Here is a 24555-nt window from a genome sequence, read left to right on the forward strand (position 1 = left end):
AGCCGGCATCGCCCAGCACGGCGGTTTCCCGCCCATGCAGCAGGGCGTGCGCCTGGGTCACGTCGGCCACGTGGGCGGCCGTGCCGACCACCGTGTGCACCAGCCCCGAGTCCAGGTCGACCCCGATGTGCGCCTTCATGCCAAAGTGCCACCGGTTGCCCTTCTTCGCCTGATGCATATCCGGGTCGCGCGCCCGGTCCCGGTTCTTGGTCGATGGCGGTGCGGCAATCAGGGTGGCGTCGATGAGCGTGCCCTCGCGCAGCAGCAGGCCCTGCTGGGCCAGGTGCGCGTTGATGGTCTGGAAGATCGCACCGGTCAGGTCGTGCTCCTCCAGCCGGCGGCGGAACTTCAGCAGCGTGGTGGCATCCGGCGCCGCCTCGCGCGCCAGATCAACACCGACAAACCGGCGGATGGCCTGACTGTCGTACAGCGCGTCCTCGATGCCCTCATCCGACAGCCCGAAGCACTGCTGCGCTATGTACATCCGCAGCATCCGTTCCAGGCCGATCGGCGGGCGACCGGCGCCGCGCCCCTTCGGATAGAACGGCTCGATGGCCGCCACCAGCGCCACCCACGGCGTCAGCGTATCCAGCTGCGCCAGGAACCGGTCACGCCGCGTCTGCTTCTTCTTGCTGGCGTATTCCAGATCAGAGAAACTCGCTTGCATCGCTCAGGCTCCCGCGGACACTGTGTGGGCGCTCATTATCGCAAAGGCTGACACCCACAGGCCGCCGCGCGGGGAATAAATCAGTGGTTCCCTTAGCGTTGTCGCATGCCCTGCTGCCCGCGCATTCACCTTGATGGCGTACCCCAGCACATCGTGCAGCGCGGGCATAACCGGGAACGCTGCTTCTTTCGCGAAGAAGACTATCAGGCCTATCTTCCCGCGCCGGGAGAGACGATGCGGAAAGGCAAGTCGCCTACCGCGAACTGTTTCGGACGCAGTTGGATCGCAAAGTCGTCGACGACATCCGGCTGGCGCTCAACCAGAGTCAGCCGATGAGTAATTCACGTTTTCATGCAAGGTCGAGGCCACGACTGGACAAAGGCGCGAGGCCAGGCCACACGGCAGGCCGCCGACGCACGACGACGCATCCCTGGCGCCCGATGGGGCGCAAGCAGAGCTGGGGTTATGATTCTGAATGCTCAACACAACGGTCGCCTCGAAAAACCCCCGTATTGCCGCCCCCAAGGTGGCGGGAGCCCAGCGGACCCGGGCAACTGGATGCCCGCCACGCGGGCATGACCGTGTTTTCGAGGTGGGCATGTTGCGATGCGCGCCGTGCCGCAGCGCCCAGGCGGGTGATCGGGATCTGACACACACTGCCGCCGACCGGTCACGGCACCCAACATATGACCCCAACCGGAGGAGCCACATGCCCGAGCAATCGACTCAACAGGCCTCCGCCGCCCGCGCACAGGCGCTGGACGCCATCATCATCGGCGCTGGCTTTGGCGGCATGTACGCGCTGCATTTGCTGCGCGGACTGGGCCTGTCGGCACGGGTTTACGACGACGCGACCAGCGTCGGCGGCACCTGGTCGTGGAATCGCTATCCCGGCGCGCGGGTCGATTTTCCCGGTGGGCCGTATTACTGCTACACCTTTTCCGAAGAACTGGTGCGCGAGTGGGATTGGGCCGAAACCCAGCCCGATCAGCCGGCGGTGCTGGCGTACCTCAACTTCGTGGCTGACAAGTTCGACCTGCGCCGCGACATCGAGCTTCAAACCCGCGTCACGTCCGCGCAGTACGACGAAGCCGCCCAGCGCTGGACGGTCGAGACCAACCACGGCGCCCGCGTCAGCGCGCAGTTCCTGATCTGCGCCGTGGGCACGCTGTCGGCCGCCAACCGTCCGAACATTCCGGGCCTGGATAGCTTCGCCGGCGCGTGTTACCACACCGGCCATTGGCCGCACAAAAAAGTGGATTTCACGGGCAAGCGGGTTGGCATCATCGGCACCGGCTCGTCCGGCGTGCAGGCCATCCCCATCATAGCCCGCGAGGCCGCGCACCTGACGGTGTTCCAGCGCACGCCGCAGTACACCATTCCGGCTGGCAACCGCCCGCTGGACCCCGCCGTTGCGCGCCAGACCCGGGACAACTGGCCGCAGGTCCGTCAGCAGATGATCGAGTCCCCATTCGGGGCGCCGTTTGTGCCCAGTACCCGCTCGGCCCTGGACGACACGCCCGAACAGCGAAAGGCGCTGTACGAGACGCACTGGCAAAAGGGCGGCTTGGGCATCGCGTTTGACTCCTACCACGACATCCTGTTCGAGCAGGCGGCAAATCACACGCTGGCGGATTTCGTACGCTCCAAGATCGGCCAGATCGTGCGCGACCCCACCATCGCCAAAAAACTGATGCCCGATTACCTGATCGGCACCAAGCGGCAGATTTTAGACTCCGGCTACTACGAGACCTTCAACCGCGCCAACGTCACTCTGGTGGACTTGCGCGACGACCCGATCCAGGCCATTACGCCCGGCGGCGTGCGCACCCGCAGCGGCGAACACGCGCTCGACATGCTGGTCCTGGCGACCGGTTACGACGCCATCACCGGTGCCCTGCAAAACCTGAACCCGCGGGGTCGGGGCGGCGTGACGCTTAAACAACAATGGGCCGAACGCTTCAACACCTACCTGGGCATGGCCATCCCCGGCTTTCCGAATCTGTTCATGATCCACGGCCCGGAAACACCCTCCGTGCTGTTCAACATGCCCCTGGGCGCCGAGTTGGAAGGCGAGTGGATCCGCGACTGCATCCGCTACCTGCGCGAGCATCGCCTGGGCGTGATCGAACCGGCGCCGGGGGTGGAAATCGCCTGGGGTGAAGAAGTCGCCGAGGCGGCCAGTCACACGCTGTTTCCGCTCACCGAGTCCTGGTACACAGGCGCCAACATCCCCGGCAAACACCGGCAGTTCGCCGTACACATGGGCGGGCCGCGGTACTTCCAGCAACTGTCCCAGGTCGCCGCCAAGGGCTACGAGGGCTTTGTGCTCGAACCGGAGCAGGCCGCGTCAGTGAGCGCATGAAACGCCGCGGAGCGCCATAACGCTCTGACAAGCACACGGAGTAACAATGAAATTCGGACTACTACATCTGTTCGAGACTGCCGGTGGACGCAGCGAGCAGCAGATGGTGAAGGAACAGATCGAGATCATGGAGGCCGCCGAGCGTTACAACTTCCACTCCGTGTGGACGGCCGAACACCACTTCAGCGAGTACGGTTTTTGCGCCTCGCCGGCCCTGGCGCTGGCGGCCGTGGCGCAGACCACCAGCCGCATCCGCCTGTGCAGCGGCGTGGTGGTGCTGCCCTTTCACCACCCGTTGCGGGTGGCGGAAGAATTCGCGATGCTGGACCTGCTCAGCGACGGCCGTATCGAGCTGGGCGTCGGCCGCGGCTATCAGCCAAGCGAGTTTGTCGGCTACGGCGTCGACCAGTCGCGCAGCAGCGAACTGTTCGACGAGTCCATCGAGATCATCCTGAAGGCCTGGTCGCAGGAGACCTTCAGCCATCACGGCCCACACTACCGGTTCGACAACGTCTCGGTTCGCCCGCGACCCTTGCAGAAGCCACGTCCACCGATCTGGATGGCGGCGATTTCCGACAGCAGTTTCGAGAAGGCCGGCCGCTATGGCCTCAACCTACTGTGCTCGCCGGTGTTCGGCGGCTCGCTGGAAGTGGCTCGCGACGGCATCCAGCGCTACTGGCAGGCGCTGGAACAGCACGGCCACGACCCGGCGCAGCACGAAATCGCGGCCCTGTGCGCCATGTACTGCGGCGAGACCAACGAATCAGCGCGCTTGGAATTCGCCGAGCCGGTGACCTGGTATTTCCAGCACCTGGGCAAGTACGTGGCGCCAAAGGTCGGGCAAAAATCGATCCCTGGCTACGAGGGCTACGAGGGCGTCCGCGACCTGCTCAGCGACATCCAGTGGGACCAGTTGGTGACTCACGGGGCGGTGTTTTGCGGCGACGCCGACTACATGATCGAACAGATGCAGGGGCTGCGTGAGGCGTTCGGCATCAATCACGTGCTCGGCTGGACGCGAGTGGGAGGGCTGGCCGAACATCTGGTCGAAGGCCATATGTCGCGCATGCGCGACAAGGTGATGCCGGCGCTGGCGTAGACCCCCGATCGCAGGCCGTTGGCTACCTTAACGCGCCTCGCCTGCCTACCACGTCAGGTCATCAGGCACCGGATGCTCCGCGTAAGGATCGTCGGGCGGCGCATCTGCTGGCGGGCCGGACAGGGCATTGCAGACCAACACACAGGCCGGGTCGCGCTGGGCGATTTTTTCGGCCGTCGCCAGCGGCACCAGTTCGTAGCTGTTACCCATCCTGACCACGGCGATCGTGCCGTTAACCACCTGCACGCGCTGTGCCTCGTGCAGGGGGATTCTTCTGACCTTTCCGTCGTCGACGAATTGATACGCTGACTCGCCGTCGCTGCGGTCCAGGCGCTGGGTTTCGATCAGCTGGCGGATTTGCGCGGCGCGTGCCTTGCGCTCCCGCTCATCCTGCTGCTCGCGATTGCGCAGCCGGTCGCTTTCCCCCTTCTGCTGCTGGGCCTCGGCAACCTGCCCGGCCAGGTCAGGCGTTTGGGTACCGCGTTTGGCCGCGTCCCGTTTCTGTCGTTCGGCTTTCTTGATCTGGTCGGCCTTGACCAGACCGGCCTTCAGCAACTGGGCCTGCAGTGGACTAACCATGCTCCGGGTACTGTTTTGAAATGGGCCGAATCCGACTGCGCCGCCCCGACAAGACCGCCCACAGCCGCGAGCGGAAAGCCGATGTCGGGCACCTGACGCCGCTCATCAAATCAATCGCGTACGCCGTTTCCCGGACTCGCGGGCCAGCAATCAGCAACGCGGACTGGCTGATGTGCACTGGAACCCGAGGGTACACGGAAAAATGCGGGTTACGGGGCGGAACAGCAGTCTGGCCAATGAACCAGAACACGCTGCCCGGATTACCGACGGCTCGGACTAAGAATGGCGGCCCAAGCGCCGCCAAGGAAGTGTAAAGAAACTCGACAAATCGCCGATCAAGCCCTGCGACGACGCACGAGTACCAGCCCCAGGAGCCCACTGCCGAACAGAACCACGGACGCCGGCACGGGAACGACGCCCCCTGGAGGAGGCGGAGGCGGAGGCGGAGGCGGAGGTGGCGGAGGTGGCGGCGGCGTCGTTAGTCCGGTCAAGAGCACCCTATCAAGCAACAGACCTGCGTTGTCGCCGCCACTGTGATCGAACACGATATGGGCAACATTGGTGAGTGATGCCACGGTGAACGATGCAATGCTGAATTGGGCGAACGGTGCCGTGCTGGCAAGCGTGACGTCAAGGTAGAGGTCAAACACGGTATCGCCGTTAAAATCCATGCCGGCGCGCACGGTATTGTTGCCATTATTCCGCAACGAACCGGAGAGATCGAAAACAAGTGTGTAGACCACGCCAGGGGTCAGCGTCAACGCAGTCGAGGTCATGACGCCGGCATCGTTGGTGCTGCCGTCGAGGTCTATATACAGGCCATTGCCGAGGCGCAGATCAAAGAAACTGACCGACCCCTTGCGACCGATGATGTCTACCGTTCCGTTGCTAACCGTCCACTGACTTGGCGTCGCGTTAAGCCCTGGGGTCTCGGTGTCGAAATTGTCCTGGAAGACAACGAACGCCGAGGCGGCTTGCGCGAAAACGAAGGCTGCGCTCAAGGCGACCAGCTTGAATTTCCCTTTCATGCTTCTGCTCCAAGAACTTAGATGGTGGTCAGCACTAAAACTCGTGCCCGCGCATCGGTCATTAGTACTAGCTAATGTTTTAAGCAAACTCTGCGCCAGAAGTTATTCAAGAATTTATTATCTTTATCAATCATATTGTTGACTCTACCCCCACACTGGCATGCCATGCTGGGGCCACTCGAATCTTTTAATAGTGTAAAAGTTTCTGACAGGCACGGCATCGTCTTGCGAGACACTCAATGGTCGACGCAAAGATGGGCGCCGCTCGGGCATTCTACGAACGACACGAGCAGCTGTGCCCTGTGTCCGTGTTGAGCTGGCGCGACCCACAGGACCCTTAATCTGGCGCCGACACCAGGAGCGGCAGCGGCCGCGCCGAAAGATCGGCCAAGGTGTAGCGATCCAGCTCGGCCAGAAAAGCCCGTGTCGCGCCCATCAGCACGCCGGACAGGCCGCAGTGCGGCAGGATACGGCAGGTGTTGGTGGCCGAATCGAAACATTCCACCAGGTCGAAGCCCGGCTCGGTGGCGCGTGCCAGCTGACCGATACCGATGTCCGGCGCCGGTCGCGCCAGGCACAGACCACCCTGCCTGCCGCGGCTGGTTGTCACGTAGCCCTGACGGCCCAGCCAGTGCGCCACCTTCACCAGATGGTGCCGGGAAATGCCGTAGTAATCGCTCAGTTCGGTGACGGTGACGCGCCGCTGCGGCTGCTGGGCCAAATAGATCAGCACCCGGAAGCAGAAATCGGTAAACAGCGTCAGTTGCATTCGGTGTCGGTTGCTTTGCGGTTCGGACGGGGATGCTCGCGGCGATTATGTGGCGAAGCCCCACTGCGAGCACTGGCGACCGCCCACCGAACCTGACTGGCATCAAGACCGCGCTTATTGATGTATCCAGAATGCAACTTCGAAATACGCCACGCGGCGTATCCGGCCAAGCGGCCGTTGCGACTGACACATCAGGAGGCTTCCATGTTTTGTTACCAGTGCGAACAGACCACCCGCACCCGCAGGGGCGACGGTTGCGCCAACACCGTCGGCACCTGCGGCAAGGACGCCGTCACCGCCGACCTGCAGGACCTGCTGATCCACCTGGTCAAGGGCGTGTCGATGTACGCGCACCGGGCGGCGCAGCTGGGCGCCCGCGATCACGATGTGGACGTGTTCGTGATCGAGAGCCTGTTCACCACGTTGACCAACGTCAATTTCGACCCGTCGCGGTTTGAAACGCTGATCGCCCAGGCCGCGGCAATGCGCGACCGCGCCAGGGCCTGTTACGAAGCGGCCTGTGCCAAGGCCGGCCGGACGCCGGAGCAACTCGCCGGCCCAGCTGCCTGCGACCCCGGCCAGGCCATGGATCAGTTACTGCAAAAGGCCAAGGCAGGCGCCATCACGGTCGGCCTGGACCGCGTCGGCGCCGATGTGGTCGGTCTTCGCGCGATGGTGCTGTACGGCGTCAAGGGCGCGGCGGCCTATTTCGAGCACGCCCATGTGCTGGATCAGGACGACCCAACCATCTATGCGGAATTCCACCGGCTGCTGGATTTTCTGGCCGGCAACCCGACCGGCGTGGACGACCTGCTCGCCCGTTCGCTTGAAGTCGGCGCCTTGAACTACCGCGTCATGCAGCAGCTCGACGCCGCCGCCACTAGCCGCTACGGCCACCCGGAACCGACTGAGGTGCGCACCACGCCGCGCGCCGGCAAGGCCATCCTGGTCAGCGGCCACGACCTGCGCTACCTGGAGCAGGTGCTCGAACAAAGCGCTGGGCTGGGCATCAACGTCTACACCCACGGCGAGCTGCTGCCGGCGCACGCCTACCCGGGCCTGAAACGCTTCCCGCACCTGGCCGGCAACTACGGCAGCGCCTGGCAGAACCAGCACACGGAGTTCGCCGATTTTCCGGGCGCCATCGTGATGACCTCGAATTGCCTGATCGAGCCGCAGCCGGCCTACCGGGCGCGCATCTTCACCAGCGGTCCGGTCGGCTGGCCGGACGTGCCGCACGTCGCAGGCGGCAATTTCCGCCCGGTGATTGATTCCGCGCTGGCGGCACCGGGTTTTGCGGCCGACGGCCCGCAGCGCGGCATCACGGTCGGCTTTGCCCGCAACGCCGTGCTGGGCGCCGCCGAGCAGGTGGTCGGCGCGGTCAAGTCCGGCGCGCTGAAGCATTTCTTCCTCATCGGCGGCTGCGACGGCGCCAAGCCGGGCCGCAACTACTACACCGAACTGGCCGAAAAAGTGCCGCAGGACTGCGCCATCCTGACGCTGGGCTGCGCCAAGTTCCGCTTCAACGACCACGACTTTGGCAGCATCGGCGGCCTGCCGCGCCTGCTCGACGTTGGCCAGTGCAACGACAGCTACTCGGCGATCCAGATCGCGCTGGCGCTGGCCGATGCATTCGATTGCGGCGTCAACGACCTGCCGCTGTCGCTGGTGCTGTCGTGGCTGGAGCAAAAGGCGGTCGCCGTGCTGCTGACGCTGCTGCACCTTGGCGTGCGCAACATCCGCCTGGGGCCTAGCATGCCGGCCTTTCTCAGCCCGGCCGTGGTTCAGGTGCTGGTGGATACCTTCGGCCTGACGCCCATCGGCGAGCCGCAGGCGGACCTTGAGGCCATGCTGACCGCGGCTTGATCAACCCGACCGGCGCCGGGCACGATCCGGCGCCGGCTGTCGAAGGTCTGGCCGCTGCTAAACTGACTGCCGTTCACATCTCCCCCCAAAGCAACGGCAACGGCATGACCCATCCCGCTTTCGAACTCGTGCGCAACGAGCATGTTTCAGCGCTCAACCTCACTGTTGAGGAGTACCGTCACCGCATCACCGGCGCGCGGCACATCCACCTGGCCGCCGCCGACGACAACAACGCCTTCCTGGTGGCCTTTCTGACCGTGCCGCAGGACTCGACCGGCGTTGCCCACATCCTGGAACACACTGCCCTGTGCGGCAGCCGGCATTACCCGGTGCGTGATCCGTTCTTCCTGATGCTGCGCCGCTCGCTGAACACCTTCATGAACGCCATGACGGCCAGCGACTGGACCGCTTACCCGTTTGCCAGCCAGAACCGCAAGGACTTCTTCAACCTGCTGGACGTGTACCTGGACGCGGCGTTCTTCCCGACGCTCGATCCGCTCGATTTTGCCCAGGAAGGCCACCGCCTGGAATTTGCCGAGGCCGAGAATCCGGACTCGGAACTCACCTTCAAGGGCGTGGTGTTCAACGAAATGAAAGGCGCCATGAGCGCGCCGATATCGGCACTGTGGCAGGCGCTGGCACGCGAGATCTACCCGACCACCACCTACCACCACAACTCCGGCGGCGACCCGCAGCACATTCCCGATCTGAGCTATGAACAACTGAAAGCTTTCCACGCCCGCCATTACCACCCCAGCAACGCGACGTTTTTCACCTACGGCGACATCCCGGCCGCCGACCAGCAGGCGATCATGGAGGACCGCGCGCTGCGGCATTTTCAGCGCCTGGACATCGACCTGCGCGTGCCGCCGGAACAGCGCTACGCCGCCCCGCGGGTGGTGGAAGAAACCTACGCCGCCGAGGACGGCGACACCGCGCGCAAGACCCACATCGTGCTCGGCTGGCTGCTGGGCGACATGACTGACCTGGACCAGGTGCTGCGCCTTAACCTGCTCTCAAGGCTGCTGCTGGACAATTCGTCCTCGCCGCTGATGCACGCGCTCGAAACCACCGAGCTTGGTAGCGCGCCCTCACCCCTGTGTGGCCTGGATGATTCGGCGCGCGAGTTGCTGTTCGCGGCCGGCGTGGAAGGTTCGGAGCCCGAACACGCCGCGGCGGTCGAAAAACTGATCCTCGAGGTGCTGGCCGAGGTGGCCGAAACCGGCGTGCCGGCCGAGCAGGTCGAGGCCATGCTGCACCAGATCGAGCTTGGCCGGCGCGAGATCGGCGGTGATCGCTACCCCTATGGCCTGCAACTGATCATGAACGCTCTGCCGCAGGCTGTGCACCACGGCGATCCGGTGCAGGCGCTGGCCATCGATGCCGCACTGGAGCGCCTGCGCACCGCCGCTGCCGAGCCCGGCTTCGTGCAGGGCGAGGTGCGCCGCTGGTTACTGGACAACCCCCATCGCGTGCGTCTGACCATGAAACCCGACGCCACCCAGGCCGAGCGGGAGCACGCCGAGGAACAATCGCGCCTGGCCGCCCTGCGCGCCGACCTGGATGCGACGCAAAGCGCACGCATCGTGGCTCAGGCCAAGGCTCTGGTCGATCGCCAGGCGCAACACGACGACCCGGACATCCTGCCGCGGGTCACGCGAGCCGACGTCGCGCCGACCCTCAAGATTCCCCCGGTGGTACACGAACCGGTCGCCGGCCTGCCGGCCAGCTGGTACGACCAGCCGACCAACGGTCTGGTTTACCAACAGATCGTGATTGATCTGCCGGCGCTGGACGACGATGCCCTGCAACTTCTGCCGCTACTGGCCGAGACGATAAGCGACGTCGGTGCAGGCGGCCGCGACTATACGCAAACCCAGGCCCTGCACGCGGCGCTTACCGGCGGCATCAGCGCCAGCGCCAGCGTGGGTGCGCTGGCGGGGAATGCGCAGACCAGCCGTGGCCTGTTCGTGGTGTCTGGCAAAGCGTTGGTGCGAAACCACGGCGCGCTGTCCAAGCTGCTGCACGAGACCCTGCACACGGCGCGTTTTGACGAACTCGACCGCCTGCGCGAGCTGGTCGCCCAGATCCGCATGAGCGACGAGAACTCCGTCACCGGCAACGGTCATTCGCTGGCCATGGCCGCGGCCAGCGCCACCATGAGTCCGGTGGCGCGCCTCGCACACCAGTGGTCGGGCCTGGCTGCTATCAAGGCTATCAAGGCGCTGGACGACAGCCTGAACGACCCGGCCGCGCTCAAGGGGCTGGCGGATCGGCTGGCACAGCTGCGTCAAAGCATCGCCGCGGCGCCGCTGCAGTTCCTGATGGTGGCCGAGGACGAACAACAACCGGATATCGCCTTGCGCCTGGCGCAGGTATGGCTGGATACCGGCGCGCAACCAAGTGACAACGCCCGAACACTGGCGCTACCGCCCGTCAATGGCCGGATAGCCCAGGCCTGGACGACCAACACGCAGGTCAATTTTTGCGCCCGTGCTTACCCGGCTGTGGCCTGGAGTCACCCGGACGCTCCGGCGTTGTCGGTGCTGGGCGGGTACCTGCGTAATGGCTTCCTGCACACGGCTATTCGCGAGAGAGGCGGCGCCTATGGCGGCGGCGCCGGCTTCGACGCCGACAGTGCGGCGTTCAGGTTTTACAGTTACCGGGACCCGCGCCTCGCGGACACGCTGAACGACTTCGGGCGCGCGCTGGAATGGCTGCACGGCGACGAGCACCCACCGCAGGCAGTCGAGGAAGCCATCCTGGGTGTCATCGGCGGTATTGACCGGCCGGCGTCACCAGCCGGCGAGGCGCGCAAGGCCTTTCATGCCGGCCTGTTCGGCCGCACCGCGCAGGCGCGTCAGTCCTATCGACAAACGGTGCTGGGCGTGACCCTGGACGACCTGCGCCGGGTAGCATCAACCTACCTCAAGCCGCAGCTTGCCAACACGGCCGTCATCACCAGCCCGGCAACCCTGGAGCGGGCCGGCGACCTGGGTCTGACACCGGTCCGGCTGTAGAGACCGAGCTGCCGACGGCAGACAGCGTCGACTGTCAGGCCTTGCTGTAGGGCCCGCGCCGTTTGCGCAGGGCCAGTGCGTAGTGCAGCGCCGCACCAATCACCAGCAGCGCCTGCGCGCCAAGGCTTTGCAGCGTGGGATAGATGCCCAGCAGGTCCACGCGCGGGAAAGCGATGCTGCTGATCGGCAACGTGCCGGCTTCCTGCAGGGCGACGATGCCCTTGCCGGCGAACACGATGGCCAGCAGATACATCAACAGGGCGCTGGCACCAAAGAACAGCCCCAGCGGCAGGCGCGTGCTCAGGCGCAGCAAACCCCAGCTGACCAGCGCCAGCACGACCGCGCCCGACAGGGCGCCGACCAGCACCATGCTCTGCCCGGCCGGGGTGGTCTGCAGCCACAACGCCTGGAAGAACAGGATGGTCTCGAACACCTCCCGGTACACCGCGATGAAGGCCAGGAACGCCAGCAGCCACAACGACCGACCGCCCATGGAGCCAAGGTGCTGATTGATATAGGCCTGCCAGCGATCAGCGTGTGACTTGTCGTGCAGCCAAAAGCCCATGTAGAACAGAATGCCTGCCGCCAGCAGGGCAATGAAGCCCTCGCTCAGTTCCCGCGTCGCGCCGCTGATGGTGACCACGTAGGCGGCCACCCCCCAGGTAACAACGCCGGCGGCGAGCGCTCCGGCCCAGCCGATGTGCAGGTAGCGATAGGCCTCGTGCCGGCCAGCCTTGCCCAGGAAGGCGAACATCGCAGCCAGTACCAGCACCGCCTCCAGCCCCTCGCGCAGCAGGATGAAAAACGCGCTGGCAAAGGCCAGCTTGGCATCCAGATTGCCGGCCGCGAGCGCGGCCTCGACCCGGTCCAGCGCCTTCACCAGGCCGGCATGTAACTGCTCGACGTCCGCCTGCGATCCGGTCGCCCGCAGCGGCTCGCGATACGCCATCATGCGCGCTTCCACTTCCAGCTTGAGCGCCGGGTCAACCGCTTGCAGGACTTGTTCCAACGGCTCGAAGCCATCCAGATAAGCCGCCAGGGCCGTGCGGTAAGCACCCGCCCTGTCGCCCGCGCGATACTGAGCCAGGCTTTCCTGGAGCAGTTGACGGGTCAATGCCAGCGATTCGCCACGGCTGTCGCGCAGCGCCAGCGGCGTGCTGCGCAGATAGGCCAGCACGGCAAGCTGTGGCGATCCGCCGACCTGATCCGGCACCGCACCCGCCACCGCAAACAAATCCGCAAACTGGTCCTTGCAGCAACCGTCCTGCCAGGCGAGTTCGCCTGCCCGGCGCGTGGCGGCATCGTGGCGCAGGCTGCCTACATAGAAGGCCAGCGCCCAGCGCTCCTGCTCGGACAGGGAACCGAAACCGACCATGGCGGTTCCGGTCACGCCGTAGCTGATGGTGTTGTAGAGCATGGCCAGGCTCTGTGAGCCCTGCCTGATGGGATCGTGAAAATCACTGGGTGGCGGATCCAAGCCCTGCCCCGCCGGCCCATCGCCGTGGCCTTGCGCACCGTGACACGCTGCGCACTGCGCCGCATAGATCTGCGCACCGGCAACCAGGTCGGGCGCCCTTTGCGGCGCCAGACGCAACTCGTAAAGCTCGCCAATGCGCGCCTTCAGCTGCCCGGTCATACGGATCACGTCGGCGGCCGAAGCCTTGTCGTCCACCGCGGTGCGCAGCGCGTTTGCCTCCCTGGCAAGCTCTTCGCGGCCTGGCTTACTCGGCAGGCTGAGCACCAGCTGCGCAACGCTCGCGGTGAACTCCTGCATCTCCGCGTATTCGGCCGCGCTCGACACCTGGCCGTCGGCCACGGCGCCGCCATAGTCGACACCGATGTAATCCAGCAGATGCACCAGGCGGCCGGCGGTTTCATCCTGGGCCGGGACTCCTCGCACCGGCAATGCCAGTAACATGCAGGCAAGCATCAAGCCGAAAAAACGTTGCATCGGGTCAAACCGCATATGTCTGGTAAATAAGAGGTTGGGTCAATCGGCCAGGCCAATCATAAACGAGAATCATTCTTGATTGAAATGCGCGGCGCGGCCATCCCCTGCTTCGCAACAGGCCACCGGCGCCTCCCGTGCTTGAGCTAGTTGCTTGAAACTCTAGCGCGAGCATTCCGGGCGAATGCTGTTTAAGGTCAAGAATCCAAAAGGCCTGGTGGAAACGGGCCTGGCCGACGTGACGACCGGGCAACCGGCACTGCGCGGCCTGTTGTGCACGGCACGCTACCAGCCGCCGCCTGAATGGGCTCCCTTATACTTTCGATGCAGTCAGCTTGAGGGCCGCGACGAACCTGACAGCCCTGACCGCCGGCTGCTGTGAACGTGAGTGCATAGCCGCAAAACGCAATACACATACTTCGCAATCTCTGCAAAAGGACGACCTGTCGACGTGACCCGAGCACCGCTTTTTCTCGCCCCGGCGGAATGGGAGCCGGTGTTCACCACAGTTGGACTGGGCGATTTTGCCGCCTGGTGGACGCTTGAGTTGAACGAGGTCGAAGCTGGCAACCAGCGACGCGGCGGCTGGAGTGCAGTCTGCCGCCATGAGCTGGCCCTGCCCGATGGCCGACAGGTCGGGCTCTACATCAAACGGCAGGAGGATCACGTTTATCGCTCCTGGCGGCATCCACTGCGCGGCCGACTGACCGCCGAGCGGGAGTTTCGCACCCTGCTGCAATGCCGAACCGTCGGCGCCGCCGCCGCCGAGCCTGTGCTGTATGCCGAGCACTACGCCAATGGCCGAAGGCGCGGCGTGCTGGTTACCCGTGAACTCGCCGGCTACCGCGCCCTGCAGGATCTGATCCAGGACTGGCAACAACACGGCTGGCCGCCGCCCCCACAGCGCCGACGCCTGCTGCAAGCAATCGCGCTGGTGGTACGCGCCCTGCATGGCGCCCACCTTGAGCACAACAGCCTGTACCCAAAACACGTCATGGTCCATGCCGCTTGGCTGGCCGGTGAGGATCCGGCCCAGCCAGCGCCCGTGGCGTTGATCGACCTGGAAAAAAGCAAATGGCGCTGGCGGCGCGGCAGCTGTGCCCGCCGCGATCTGGACAGCCTGAGCCGGCGCAGTGCCGGCTGGTCGCGCGGCGACCGACGGCGGTTCCTGGGTTACTACCTGGGGACCACGGGGCGCCTGGACGCGTCCGGACGCCGGCTGTGGCGCATGCTTGCCAAGCGCGGCGCGTGATTGGCCCGGAACTCCCTGCGCACAATTCAGCTGTGAACCGCGGCCTCATCCTCCAGGGCATAGGGCAGTGTCAGCCGCTCCACCGGGCGCGCGCCGGCCAAGTGCAAGGCCGCTTCGATGGCATTTATCTGTAACACCGCCAGCGCTCGGTATCCGCCGTCGGCCGCCTGGGCGTCGACCACGGTGCCAACTTCGCGCTCATCCTGGTCGAGAACCGGCGTGCCCGGTGGTGGCGCGCTGCCCGCTGCCCGCAGGCGAAACATGCGCCGTGACGGCTTGCCCAGGTAATGCATGCGGGCAACGATTTCCTGTCCCGGATAACAGCCCTTTCGAAAACTGACGCCACCGACCCGCTCCAGATTCACCATCTGCGGCACGAAGGCTTCCAGCGTCGGTGCGTAAACAGTCGGGAGACCGGCATCGATATCGAGCAGCCGCCACATGGCGCCTGTCGCCGGGGCGGCGTCGATGACCAGCGCATCCCAGATCGCCTGCGCCTGACCCTGCGGCAGACACAGCGCAAACCGCGGCGTAGGCCCGGGCAGACGCAGCACCGTGACCGGGCCATGCTGCCCCAGCGTGTTTTCATCCTCTGGCGCGGGTAGCCCAACGCGGATCAGGCAATCATTGGCGCCGACCCCTGCCAGCCCGAGCAAGGCAAGGTCATCCCGCAATGTGAGCGTTACCTTGCTGCGCATGATAAACATACTCAAGCGCTTTAGAACGGCCTCGGCGGTGTCAGCCGCCAGCCAGGCCAAGCAGTCATCGCCAGCCCGCCACAACCGCAGCGCCCCATACAAACGCCCTTTGGCATTGCAGTAGCCCGCAAGCAGACTATGGTCTGGCGCCAGACCGACCAGGTCGTTGCTCAGTTGGCCATGCAGAAAATCCGTCGCATCCGCACCGCCAGCCTGGAGCACGGCAAGATGATCAAGTGGCATGAGCACGGCGCGACCGGCCAGCATTGGCAGGCCAACAGCAGCCGGTGCCAGAGCGGTACTGGGCATCCACGCCATAGCGGGTATCCTCGGGGCCAGCACGGCCCAGGTGAAAACTGAAGCAAAACAAATGATCAGTGATTCTATGCTGCGCTGGCGCTGCCGCCGGGGCAAGCAGGAACTCGACATCCTGCTGCGCAACTTCCTCGACCAACATCTGACGCGCCTGAACGGGGCGCAACGGGCTGCCTTCGAGCGCCTGCTGGAGATGGAGGACGACGACCTGCTCGATCTGCTGTACGGCCGTGTTGCCGCAGCGGATCCCGAAACCGCCGCACTGTTACCCCGGCTGAGCGGCCGTGCATGATCTGAGGCCGGGACGATCGCCGCGACTGATCGGCGTGTTGCTGGTACTGCACCTGGGTGGACTGATCGCGCTGCTTTCGGTACTTCCGCCGCTGGGCTGGCCGGCCGGCTTTGGCCTGTGCGCAACCTTACTGTGGCAATTCACCCGGCGCAAAGCCAGCGATGTTTTGCGCGCTCAGGGGCAGATTGACGGCGATTGGGTCCTGACCCGACGCGATGGGCAACGCGAAACCGGCTGGCATCTCGAAACGGAACGGTCGTTCTGCCATCCCTGGCTGGTAATCGTGGCCCTGCACCAGGACCGCAAGCGCCGCTACCTCAGTTTGCCCGCCGACGCCGTGGCCGCCGAACCGTTGCGCCGTCTGCGGGTCAGTCTGCGCGCGGCGGGCTGAGCAAAGTCGGCCGCGGCGGTTGCGTTTCTTCCAGCCGCGGGCAATCCAGGCTGTAGTGCAGGCCGCGGCTTTCGCGCCGTTGCTGCGCCGAACGAACAATCAACTCGCCTATCAGCACCAGGTTGCGCAGTTCAATCAAATCGTTGCTGACGCGAAAGTTGGCGTAGTACTCGTCGATTTCCCGCGCCAGCAGTTGCACCCTCCTGAGTGCCCGCGCCAGGCGCTTGTCGGTGCGCACAATGCCCACGTAATCCCACATGGCTCGTCGCAACTCATCCCAGTTATGCGCCACCACCACCTCCTCGTCGGAGTCAGTGACCTGGCTCTCGTCCCACGGCGGGATGACGACCGCAACGGCCTGACGTGCCGGACCGGCCAGGATGTCGGTCGCCGCGGCCTGCGCCATGACCAGGCATTCGAGCAAGGAATTACTGGCCAGACGATTGGCGCCGTGCAGCCCGGTGTAAGCCGCCTCCCCAACCGCATACAGGCCCGGCAGGTCGGTACGGCCCCCAAGATCCGTAACCACGCCACCACACAGGTAGTGTGCTGCTGGCACCACTGGAATCGGCTCGCGCGTAATGTCGATACCGAGTTCCAGACAACGGGCGGCGATGGACGGGAAATGCTCGTGAATGAAGTCAGCCGACAGGTGGCTGATGTCAAGGTAGACGCACCCCAGACCAAGGCGTTTCATTTCGCTGTCGATGGCGCGCGCCACGACGTCCCGCGGCGCCAGCTCCAGGCGCTCGTCGTAAGCCTGCATGAAGCGCTCACCACTGGGCAGGCGCAGTAAGCCTCCTTCTCCCCGCAAAGCCTCGGAAATAAGGAATGTCTTGGCCTTGGGATGAAACAAGCAGGTCGGATGGAACTGGATGAATTCCATATTGCCAACCCGACAACCGGCCCTCCAGGCCATCGCGATGCCGTCACCGGTGGCAACGTCGGGGTTGCTGGTATACAGGTACACCTTGCCGATCCCGCCGGTCGCCAGTACCACCGCGCGGCCACGAAACACCTGCACCCGGCCGCTGCGCCGGTCAAGCGCGTAGGCGCCCACGCATCGATCCGGCCCGTGTCCGAGACGGGCCGTGGTGATCAGGTCAATTGCGATGTGGTAATCGTGCAGAGTGATGTTGGGATGCCGGCGGACCTTGTCTTCCAGCGTGGTGGTAATGGCGCGTCCGGTGGAGTCGGCGGAATGGATGATCCGTCGCTGCGCGTGCCCCCCCTCGCGCGTCAGGTGGTAATCGTCAAACGGTCCGTTACCGCCGGGCTCGGTGAGGCGGGTGAAGGCAACGCCCTGGTCGATCAACCACTGGATTGCGCCCCGGCTGTGCTCGACCGTGAAGCGCACCGCCTCCGGGTCGCACAGGCCCGCACCCGCCACCAGCGTGTCGGTAACGTGCGACTCCACCGAATCCTGATCGCCCAGCACCGCCGCGACGCCACCCTGCGCATACAGGCTGGACCCCTCGGTCAGTGGCCCCTTGGCCAGCATACACACCGGCACGGCATCCGCCAGGCGCAGCGCCAGGCTCAACCCGGCCACACCGCCACCAATGATCAATACCTGCTCGTTGGTCGACATCGGGGCACCAGACGTGGGGGGGGGCTAAGCTGATAAAATCCACCGGCAATGTAGCAAAAGCGCGACACGCGACACAGACGGCTATCAGGGGGGCGTGAATTGACAATGCCACGGTCGGCGCCTGGCCCAACGTGCGCCGAAATTTCGATCTCGATTCCTACAGCCGCAGCCGCGGTGGTTTGCGGCCGGTCCTACCGTGGCTAGAAGATGACCAACAATGGCGATGAAAGTGCCGTCGATCTGGCTCTGGTGCGTCGGGTGCAAAACGGCGACAAGCGAGCGTTCGACCTGCTGGTAGGCAAATACCAACTGCGCGTGAACAAGCTGGTGCGACGCCTGGTGTCGGACCATTCCGAGGCCCAGGACGTGGTGCAGGAGGCTTTTATCAAGGCCTATCGGGCCTTGCCCAATTTTCGCGGTGACAGCGCCTTCTACACATGGCTGTACCGAATTGCAGTCAATGCGGCAAAGAACCATTTGGTGGCAAGATCGCGTCGTCCACCCGGCGACGATGTAGACATCACCGACGGCGACGTCGAGGAAGCCGGTGTGGTGGTCGCGGAACTGGCCACGCCAGAGTCCTATGCGGTTCGCGACCAATTGCAGGCGGCGCTGACGGTTGCCCTCGGAGAGTTGCCGGAAGATCTGCGCACCGCGTTAACTTTGTGTGAAATCGAAGGTCTTAGCTACGAAGATATCGCCCAGGTACTGGATTGCCCGATCGGCACCGTGCGTTCACGGATCTTTCGCGCCCGCCGGGCAGTCGACCAAAAACTTAGACCTTACCTATGACCGCTCAACGGTGGAGAGCTGAATGACGGAGCCACAACACGAAGCCATGTCCTGTCTGATGGATGGCGAGTTGGACGCCAGCCAGACTGAAGCGACATTGGACACCCTGTGTCGGGACGAGGCGCTGGCCACCGAGTGGCACCGAATGCACCAGGTACGCGAGTTGATGCGCGGCAACACCGATCTAACGCTCGACCTGCGAGCCGCGCTGCGCGAAGCAATCACCAAAGAACCCTCGTACCTGTTGCCCGGCGTGCTGGCCCCGCCGGTCGCCAACCGCTGGGCGCGCTATGCCATGGGCAGCGCGCTGGCCGCATCGGTGGCGCTCGCGACCGTGGTCGGATCGCAATGGTGGCAAAACCCCACCGCCGCTCCAGAACTTGCCACGGCGGAACAGACGGCCCGCCCCGCATTGGCGATAGCCGCGCCGCCAGTCGCGGCGCGCCCCGCGGCAACACATTCCACCGCGCCTGTGGCCGCCAGCCGGCTGGAAAGATACTGGGCTGTATACGCCGACAATGCCCTGCTCGCCGGGCAGGACAATCTTCCCCTGGCCCGCAGCGTACGCGTCGACCAGACACAATGAGACGCGCCTCGGCGCTGCTGGCGCTGACACTGGGCTGCGTGCAGGCCAGCGCCGACACGCCGCCAATTCTGCAGCGTATGCTGGACGCGGCCAACACGCTCAATTACCGCGGCCACCTGGTCCAGATCGAAGGCAACCACGCACAAAGCCTGAAGCTGGAGCACCGAGCCGGCGCCAACGGAGGCGACGATCGGGTCCATAGCCTGCAGGGCCGTTATTGGGAACTACAGCGCAGCGGCAATGTCTGCCGGGTCGCGCTCAGCGACGCCAGGCAAGCCAGTGACGAGGCCCTGGTTGCAGCGGTATTCCCCAGCCTGTTGCCGCGCCGCTTGCAACGCCTCGCCGAGTTCTACGATTTCACCGTGATTGGCAGTGGGCGACTGGCCGACCGCGCCGCGGACTTCACCCTGGCCAAGCCGCGTGACGAATTTCGCTTTGCCTATCTGCTGGTCACCGATACTGCCACCGGCCTGCTGCTGAAGGTAAGTCTGGTGGACAGTCGCGGCCGGGAGTTGCGGCAGGCGTTTTTTGCCGACCTCCAGCTACTGGAAGCGTCCCCGGACAGTGACTGGCAGCAAGCGTCCGGCGAGACCCCGACGCCACTGGTATGGCGCGAATACACACTGGGTACGCGCATGCCCGGCAAGGATATTCCCTGGCGTATATCCACGCTGCCGCCGGGCTTTGCGATGGGTGATTACGCGCGTCGACAGGTGCCCGGCGGCGGCCAGGATGTCGAACAGCTCACCGTGTCCGATGGTCTGTCGACGATTTCGATATTCATTGATTCACCGGCGCCTGACGAGCAGCCCCTGGTCGGCGTCAGTCGGGTCGAGGCGCTGCCCGCCTTTGGCACGACCATCGGCGGGCGCCACGTCACCTTGCTCGGAGCGGTGCCGGTCGCCACCCTTGAACATATCGCCAAGGGACTGGCACCGATCGAAGGCCTCCAGACAACGTCCTCCCCCGAGTCCTCCCTCACCCCCATCAAAAATCCATGAAAACTGCCTTGCGTCTCACGATGCCCACCATGCTGGGCTGTATTACATTGCTGATGGCAGGCCGGGCGTTGGCCGTGAATCTGCCGGATTTCAGTACGCTCGCGGCGGAGAATGGGCCGGCAGTGGTCAACATCAGTAGCGAGCGGAAGCCCGAAATCGCCCAGGCGGCTCGACCAAATCTGCCCTTTGACCTGCCAGAAGGACCCGATGCGGCACCTCTGAACGAGCTGTTTCGCCATTTTTTCGGCGAGCAGGGCGAAGCCCCGGCGATGCCCAGCGAATCACTCGGCTCTGGCTTCATCATTTCCGCAGACGGTTATGTCCTGACCAACCATCATGTGGTCAAGAATGCCGACGAAATCACGGTGCGTCTTGGCAACCGCAGCGAGCTACCGGCCAAGCTGATTGGTTCGGACGAGCGCAGCGACATCGCGCTGCTCAAAATCGAATCCAAAAACGGCCCGCTACCGACGGTAAAGATTGGCGACCCTGGCCGACTCAAGGTGGGCGAGTGGGTGCTTGCCATCGGTTCGCCGTTTGGTTTCGACCACAGCGTCACCGCCGGCATCGTCAGCGCCAAGGGCCGTGCTTTGCCGCAAGACACCTATGTGCCGTTCATCCAGACCGACGTGGCAATCAATCCCGGCAACTCGGGTGGGCCCCTGTTCAACATGAAAGGCGAGGTGGTCGGCATCAATTCGCAGATTTACAGCCGCACCGGCGGCTTCATGGGCTTGTCGTTCGCGGTGCCAATCGACGTCGCCATGGACGTCGTGGAACAGCTCAAGACCAACGGCACGGTGACCCGCGGGTGGCTTGGCGTACTGATTCAGGACGTTACCCGCGAACTGGCCGAATCCTTTGGCATGCAGCAACCGCGTGGCGCCCTGGTAGCCCGCGTCATGCCTGATGGTCCGGCGGCCAAAGCCGGCATCGCGGCTGGCGACATCATCCTGCGCTTCAATGGCGAGGACATCATCTATTCCAGTGATCTGCCGCCGCGGGTGGGGCGCACCGCCGTCGGGCGCAAGGTGCCGGTCGATATTCTTCGCGGCGGCAAACCGCGCACCCTGAAGCTTGCGGTGGCCGCGCTGCCGGCGCAGGTCGAGCGTCCCAGCCGGGGCACCCCGCCGTCCAAAGCCAGTGCCGACCGTATTGGCCTGATTGTGGCTGACCTGCCCGAGAGCCAGCGTGGCAAGCGTGGCGGCGTCGTGGTTCAAAAGCTGGTGGCCGGCCCGGCACAGGATGCCGGAATACAGGTCGGCGACATCATCCTGTCAGTGAACAGCGAGGACGTCGCCGACAGCGCCGAGTTCAAGCGCCTGGTGCGACGCCTGCCCGCCAATCAGGTTGCACGCCTGCTGGTACAGCGCGGTGACAACCCGCATTGGCTGGCGCTGCGCGTGCCAAAGTAAGCTCCCCGGCGCGGTAGTCGAATTACCTGCGGAGGCCAACGGAAGCAAGAACCTGGCGTGATATAGTCTGCCGCCTTGAGAAGGGGCGCCGCGGCGCCCCTTCCGTCGTTCTGGGTCCGTATCCGCTTCACCGATGACCGCTCCCGACCGTATCCGCAATTTTTCCATCATCGCCCACATCGATCATGGCAAGTCGACATTGGCCGATCGCTTCATCCAGCGCTGCCAGGGCCTGACCGAGCGCGAAATGTCCTCGCAGGTGCTCGATTCCATGGATCTGGAACGCGAGCGCGGTATCACCATCAAGGCGCAGAGCGTGTCGCTGCGGTACGTCGCCCGCGACGGACATGATTACCTGCTGAACTTCATCGATACGCCCGGGCATGTGGACTTTTCCTACGAGGTATCACGCTCCCTTGCTGCCTGCGAGGGCGCCTTGTTAGTGGTCGACGCCGCCCAGGGCGTTGAAGCGCAGACGGTCGCCAACTGCTACACGGCGGTGGAGCAGGGTCTCGAAGTCGTGCCGGTGCTCAACAAGATCGACCTGCCGACGGCGGACGCGGAGCGGGTCAAGCGCGAGATCGAAGAAATCGTCGGCATCGACGCCGAGGACGCAGTTTCGGTCAGCGCCAAAACCGGCCTGGGCGTTGACGACCTGCTGGAAGCCCTGGTCGCCCGCATTCCGCCACCGGTCGGCGAAGCCAGTGCGCCACTGCAGGCCCTGGTGGTCGACTCCTGGTTCGACAATTACCTTGGCGTGGTGGGCCTGGTGCGGGTGGTCAATGGCGTGTTGCGGGCCGGCCAACGCATACGCGTGATGTCGAACGGGCGTGTATTCACCGTCGACAAACTCGGTATTTACACACCTAAACGGCGCGAAGTGAACGAGCTTGGCGTGGGCGAAGTGGGCTTTGTTGTCGCGGCGGTAAAAGACATCGATGCGGTGCCGGTGGGCGACACCATCACCGAAGACGCGCGCCCCTCCGCCAAACCCTTGCCGGGATTTCAGGTGGTCAAGCCCCGCGTGTTCGCCGGCCTGTACCCGGTTGACTCGTCCAGCTATGAGGCTCTGCGCGAGGCGCTGCGCAAACTGCGTCTGAACGACTCGGCGCTGAACTTCGAGCCGGAAACCTCGCAAGCACTCGGTTTTGGCTTTCGTTGCGGTTTCCTGGGCATGCTGCACATGGAGATCGTGCAGGAGCGCCTGGAGCGTGAATACGATCTTGAGTTGATCACCACCGCGCCCACCGTGCTGTACGAGGTGGTCACGCGCGGCGGCGAAACCATCATGGTGGACAATCCGGCCAAGCTGCCCGACCCATCGATGCTGGACGTCATTCGCGAACCGATTCTGGCCGTCAGCATGCTGCTGCCGTCGGCATACCTCGGAGCGGTACTCGCGCTGTGCGAAGAAAAGCGCGGCCGCCAGCAGCGCATGAGCCACCTCGGCGGACAAGTGTCGCTACAGTACGATATCCCGGCCGCCGAGGTCGTAGCCGATTTCTTCGACCGCCTGAAGTCGGTCAGTCGGGGTTTTGCGTCGTTCGATTACGAGTTCGTCCGTTTCGAGCCGGCGGATCTGGTCAAGCTCGACGTGCTGGTCAACAAGGAAAAGGTCGACGCGCTGTCGGTGATCGTGCACCGCGTCATGGCTGCCGCGCGCGGGCGTGAGCTGGTGGCGAAAATGGTCGAGCTGATCCCCAGGCAAATGTTCGAGGTGCCGATCCAGGCCGCCATCGGCGCGAAAGTCGTGGCCCGCGAATCGGTGCGCGCCATGCGCAAGAACGTCACCGCCAAGTGCTACGGCGGCGACATCTCGCGCAAGCGCAAGCTGCTGGAAAAGCAAAAAGAGGGCAAGAAACGCATGAAAACGGTCGGCACGGTGCAAATACCACAAGAGGCTTTCATGGCGGTTCTGCACACCGGCAAGGAGAAGTAAGCGTGGATTTCGCTGTGCTGCTGTTCGGGCTGCTGCTGCTGAGCGGCGCCATCTGGCTGATCGATGAAGTCTGGCTGGTACGCCACCGCGGCAGTGCCGGGGCGCCACCGGCCAAGATTCCCTGGTGGGTGGAATACGGCCGCTCGTTCTTTCCGGTGATTCTGGCGGTGTTTCTGCTGCGCTCGTTTCTGGTGGAGCCGTTTCGCATTCCGTCGGGGTCGATGATTCCGACCCTGGCGATCGGCGACTTCATCCTGGTCAACAAGTTCGCCTATGGCATCCGGCTGCCCATCATCGACAAAAAAATCATCGAAATCGATAGCCCGCAGCGGGGCGATGTGATGGTTTTCCGCTACCCTCCCGAACCGTCCATAGACTACATAAAGCGCGTCATCGGCGTGCCGGGCGATCGCATCGGCTATTACGACAAGGTGCTGTACGTGAACGGCGAGCAGGTGACCGAGCGCGACGCCGCGCGGTCGGTACAGGAGGAAGGCATGGAGCTGCTGCGCCTGCCCGAACACCTGGGCACGCATCGCTATGACGTGCAGTGGATGCCGCAGCGGCCAAGCCCCCAGGGCGAGGTCGTGGTGCCCCCCGGCCAGTATTTCGTCATGGGCGACAATCGCGACAACAGCAAGGACAGCCGTTACTGGGGTTTTGTACCGGACCAGAACCTGGTCGGCAAGGCTTTCTTCATATGGATGAGCTGGGACGGCGACCGCTTCGCCATCAACTGGCGACGTATCGGCAGCAGCATTCCCTGAAGGTCACTGCCACGATTAAGGAGACGCTGAAGTATTCAGTGTTTCCCGCAGCGCAAGCATGCGCTGCCAAAATCTGTGGCTGTAAGCCGTGGATTTGGTGAGTCGTCGGAAAACCACGCTTTTCCGATAGCGGGCGCTGAGAAATCCAGGATGGATTTATTCAGCGCTTCTTTAA

Annotated in this window: 20 protein-coding genes; 13 read left to right on the forward strand and 7 right to left on the reverse strand. The window is 64.3% G+C overall.

The genetic code is table 11. The features are described 5' to 3' along the window. On the reverse strand, positions 1 to 667 hold a 667-nt coding region (locus ABZF37_RS07025; protein WP_372718253.1), incomplete at its 3' end, for an IS5 family transposase. 709 nt (positions 668 to 1376) lie between these two features. Here ABZF37_RS07025 and ABZF37_RS07030 point away from each other — a divergent pair. After that, positions 1377 to 3032, forward strand: coding sequence for a flavin-containing monooxygenase (locus ABZF37_RS07030; RefSeq protein WP_372718255.1), 1656 nt, complete (start codon positions 1377 to 1379; stop codon positions 3030 to 3032). Positions 3033 to 3078: 46 nt separating this feature from the next. Then, positions 3079 to 4131 carry an LLM class flavin-dependent oxidoreductase gene (locus ABZF37_RS07035; RefSeq protein ID WP_372718257.1) on the forward strand — a complete coding sequence of 351 codons (1053 nt, stop codon included), beginning with the start codon at positions 3079 to 3081 and terminating at the stop codon, positions 4129 to 4131. A gap of 45 nt (positions 4132 to 4176) precedes the next feature. Here the strand turns inward: ABZF37_RS07035 and ABZF37_RS07040 are convergent, their stop codons facing one another. The 3 genes from ABZF37_RS07040 to ABZF37_RS07050 form a co-directional block, all read right to left on the reverse strand. Continuing rightward, positions 4177 to 4710: a DUF2058 domain-containing protein gene (locus ABZF37_RS07040; protein ID WP_372718259.1), complete on the reverse strand. Its 534-nt coding sequence runs from the start codon at positions 4708 to 4710 to the stop codon at positions 4177 to 4179. 335 nt (positions 4711 to 5045) lie between these two features. Then, a complete protein-coding gene (locus ABZF37_RS07045) occupies positions 5046 to 5738 on the reverse strand; it encodes a VPLPA-CTERM sorting domain-containing protein (protein WP_372718261.1) in 693 nt (230 codons plus the stop codon). A gap of 337 nt (positions 5739 to 6075) precedes the next feature. After that, entirely contained in the window at positions 6076 to 6507 is a 432-nt protein-coding gene (locus ABZF37_RS07050) for an Rrf2 family transcriptional regulator (protein ID WP_372718263.1), read from the reverse strand. A gap of 204 nt (positions 6508 to 6711) precedes the next feature. Here ABZF37_RS07050 and hcp point away from each other — a divergent pair, with 204 nt between their 5' ends. Together hcp and ABZF37_RS07060 are read left to right on the forward strand one after the other, a co-directional pair. Beyond that, positions 6712 to 8373 (forward strand): hydroxylamine reductase, encoded by a 1662-nt coding sequence (gene hcp / locus ABZF37_RS07055; protein WP_372718265.1) that lies wholly within the window; start codon positions 6712 to 6714, stop codon positions 8371 to 8373. 104 nt (positions 8374 to 8477) lie between these two features. Then, complete coding sequence (locus ABZF37_RS07060) at positions 8478 to 11393, forward strand: insulinase family protein (RefSeq protein ID WP_372718267.1); 2916 nt, start codon at positions 8478 to 8480, stop codon at positions 11391 to 11393. A gap of 34 nt (positions 11394 to 11427) precedes the next feature. Here ABZF37_RS07060 and ABZF37_RS07065 read toward each other — a convergent pair whose 3' ends face one another. Continuing rightward, complete coding sequence (locus ABZF37_RS07065; RefSeq protein ID WP_372718269.1) at positions 11428 to 13344, reverse strand: FTR1 family protein; 1917 nt, start codon at positions 13342 to 13344, stop codon at positions 11428 to 11430. Positions 13345 to 13837: 493 nt separating this feature from the next. Here ABZF37_RS07065 and ABZF37_RS07070 point away from each other — a divergent pair, with 493 nt between their 5' ends. Beyond that, a complete protein-coding gene (locus ABZF37_RS07070; RefSeq protein ID WP_372718271.1) occupies positions 13838 to 14593 on the forward strand; it encodes a lipopolysaccharide kinase InaA family protein in 756 nt (251 codons plus the stop codon). 26 nt (positions 14594 to 14619) lie between these two features. On the opposite strand, the gene ABZF37_RS07075 is transcribed toward ABZF37_RS07070, so the two are convergent. Next, positions 14620 to 15609 carry a folate-binding protein YgfZ gene (locus tag ABZF37_RS07075; protein WP_372718274.1) on the reverse strand — a complete coding sequence of 330 codons (990 nt, stop codon included), beginning with the start codon at positions 15607 to 15609 and terminating at the stop codon, positions 14620 to 14622. A 52-nt stretch (positions 15610 to 15661) separates the two neighbouring features. On the opposite strand from ABZF37_RS07075, the gene ABZF37_RS07080 reads away from it, so the two are divergent. Both ABZF37_RS07080 and ABZF37_RS07085 read left to right on the forward strand, forming a co-directional pair. Then, a complete protein-coding gene (locus ABZF37_RS07080) occupies positions 15662 to 15898 on the forward strand; it encodes a succinate dehydrogenase assembly factor 2 (protein ID WP_372718276.1) in 237 nt (78 codons plus the stop codon). Continuing rightward, positions 15891 to 16289: a protein YgfX gene (locus tag ABZF37_RS07085; RefSeq protein ID WP_372718278.1), complete on the forward strand. Its 399-nt coding sequence runs from the start codon at positions 15891 to 15893 to the stop codon at positions 16287 to 16289. The genes ABZF37_RS07080 and ABZF37_RS07085 overlap by 8 nt, the downstream gene beginning before the upstream one ends. Here the strand turns inward: ABZF37_RS07085 and nadB are convergent. Further along, a complete protein-coding gene (gene nadB / locus ABZF37_RS07090) occupies positions 16267 to 17880 on the reverse strand; it encodes an L-aspartate oxidase (protein WP_372718280.1) in 1614 nt (537 codons plus the stop codon). The two genes, ABZF37_RS07085 and nadB, sit on opposite strands and share 23 nt — an antisense overlap. A 207-nt stretch (positions 17881 to 18087) precedes the next feature. Between nadB and rpoE the strand changes: the two genes are divergently transcribed. The 6 genes from rpoE to lepB all read left to right on the forward strand — a co-directional run bounded on the left by rpoE (position 18088) and on the right by lepB (position 24380). Next, positions 18088 to 18672: an RNA polymerase sigma factor RpoE gene (rpoE, locus tag ABZF37_RS07095; RefSeq protein ID WP_372718282.1), complete on the forward strand. Its 585-nt coding sequence runs from the start codon at positions 18088 to 18090 to the stop codon at positions 18670 to 18672. A gap of 22 nt (positions 18673 to 18694) precedes the next feature. Next, a complete protein-coding gene (locus tag ABZF37_RS07100; RefSeq protein WP_372718284.1) occupies positions 18695 to 19258 on the forward strand; it encodes a sigma-E factor negative regulatory protein in 564 nt (187 codons plus the stop codon). After that, the gene (locus ABZF37_RS07105; RefSeq protein WP_372718286.1) at positions 19255 to 20259 is read left to right on the forward strand and encodes a MucB/RseB C-terminal domain-containing protein; all 1005 of its coding nucleotides are present in this window, start codon (positions 19255 to 19257) and stop codon (positions 20257 to 20259) included. Before ABZF37_RS07100 ends, ABZF37_RS07105 begins: the two co-directional genes overlap by 4 nt. Then, positions 20256 to 21674, forward strand: coding sequence for a DegQ family serine endoprotease (locus ABZF37_RS07110; RefSeq protein ID WP_372718289.1), 1419 nt, complete (start codon positions 20256 to 20258; stop codon positions 21672 to 21674). Before ABZF37_RS07105 ends, ABZF37_RS07110 begins: the two co-directional genes overlap by 4 nt. A 133-nt stretch (positions 21675 to 21807) precedes the next feature. Further along, positions 21808 to 23613 carry a translation elongation factor 4 gene (gene lepA / locus ABZF37_RS07115; RefSeq protein ID WP_372718291.1) on the forward strand — a complete coding sequence of 602 codons (1806 nt, stop codon included), beginning with the start codon at positions 21808 to 21810 and terminating at the stop codon, positions 23611 to 23613. Between the two features lie 2 nt (positions 23614 to 23615). Beyond that, the gene (gene lepB, locus ABZF37_RS07120) at positions 23616 to 24380 is read left to right on the forward strand and encodes a signal peptidase I (RefSeq protein ID WP_372718293.1); all 765 of its coding nucleotides are present in this window, start codon (positions 23616 to 23618) and stop codon (positions 24378 to 24380) included. The last annotated feature ends 175 nt before the right edge of the window (positions 24381 to 24555 follow it).

The organism is Immundisolibacter sp. (assembly GCF_041601295.1).
GTDB lineage: Bacteria > Pseudomonadota > Gammaproteobacteria > Immundisolibacterales > Immundisolibacteraceae > Immundisolibacter.

Coding starts and splice junctions, on each gene's coding strand:
- ABZF37_RS07030 (WP_372718255.1), top strand. CDS start 1,377: ATGCCCGAGCAATCGACTCAACAGGCCTCCGCCGCCCGCGCACAGGCG.
- ABZF37_RS07035 (WP_372718257.1), top strand. CDS start 3,079: ATGAAATTCGGACTACTACATCTGTTCGAGACTGCCGGTGGACGCAGC.
- ABZF37_RS07040 (WP_372718259.1), bottom strand. CDS start 4,710: ATGGTTAGTCCACTGCAGGCCCAGTTGCTGAAGGCCGGTCTGGTCAAG.
- ABZF37_RS07045 (WP_372718261.1), bottom strand. CDS start 5,738: ATGAAAGGGAAATTCAAGCTGGTCGCCTTGAGCGCAGCCTTCGTTTTC.
- ABZF37_RS07050 (WP_372718263.1), bottom strand. CDS start 6,507: ATGCAACTGACGCTGTTTACCGATTTCTGCTTCCGGGTGCTGATCTAT.
- hcp (WP_372718265.1), top strand. CDS start 6,712: ATGTTTTGTTACCAGTGCGAACAGACCACCCGCACCCGCAGGGGCGAC.
- ABZF37_RS07060 (WP_372718267.1), top strand. CDS start 8,478: ATGACCCATCCCGCTTTCGAACTCGTGCGCAACGAGCATGTTTCAGCG.
- ABZF37_RS07065 (WP_372718269.1), bottom strand. CDS start 13,344: ATGCAACGTTTTTTCGGCTTGATGCTTGCCTGCATGTTACTGGCATTG.
- ABZF37_RS07075 (WP_372718274.1), bottom strand. CDS start 15,609: ATGGCGTGGATGCCCAGTACCGCTCTGGCACCGGCTGCTGTTGGCCTG.
- ABZF37_RS07080 (WP_372718276.1), top strand. CDS start 15,662: ATGATCAGTGATTCTATGCTGCGCTGGCGCTGCCGCCGGGGCAAGCAG.
- nadB (WP_372718280.1), bottom strand. CDS start 17,880: ATGTCGACCAACGAGCAGGTATTGATCATTGGTGGCGGTGTGGCCGGG.
- rpoE (WP_372718282.1), top strand. CDS start 18,088: ATGACCAACAATGGCGATGAAAGTGCCGTCGATCTGGCTCTGGTGCGT.
- ABZF37_RS07100 (WP_372718284.1), top strand. CDS start 18,695: ATGACGGAGCCACAACACGAAGCCATGTCCTGTCTGATGGATGGCGAG.
- ABZF37_RS07105 (WP_372718286.1), top strand. CDS start 19,255: ATGAGACGCGCCTCGGCGCTGCTGGCGCTGACACTGGGCTGCGTGCAG.
- ABZF37_RS07110 (WP_372718289.1), top strand. CDS start 20,256: ATGAAAACTGCCTTGCGTCTCACGATGCCCACCATGCTGGGCTGTATT.
- lepA (WP_372718291.1), top strand. CDS start 21,808: ATGACCGCTCCCGACCGTATCCGCAATTTTTCCATCATCGCCCACATC.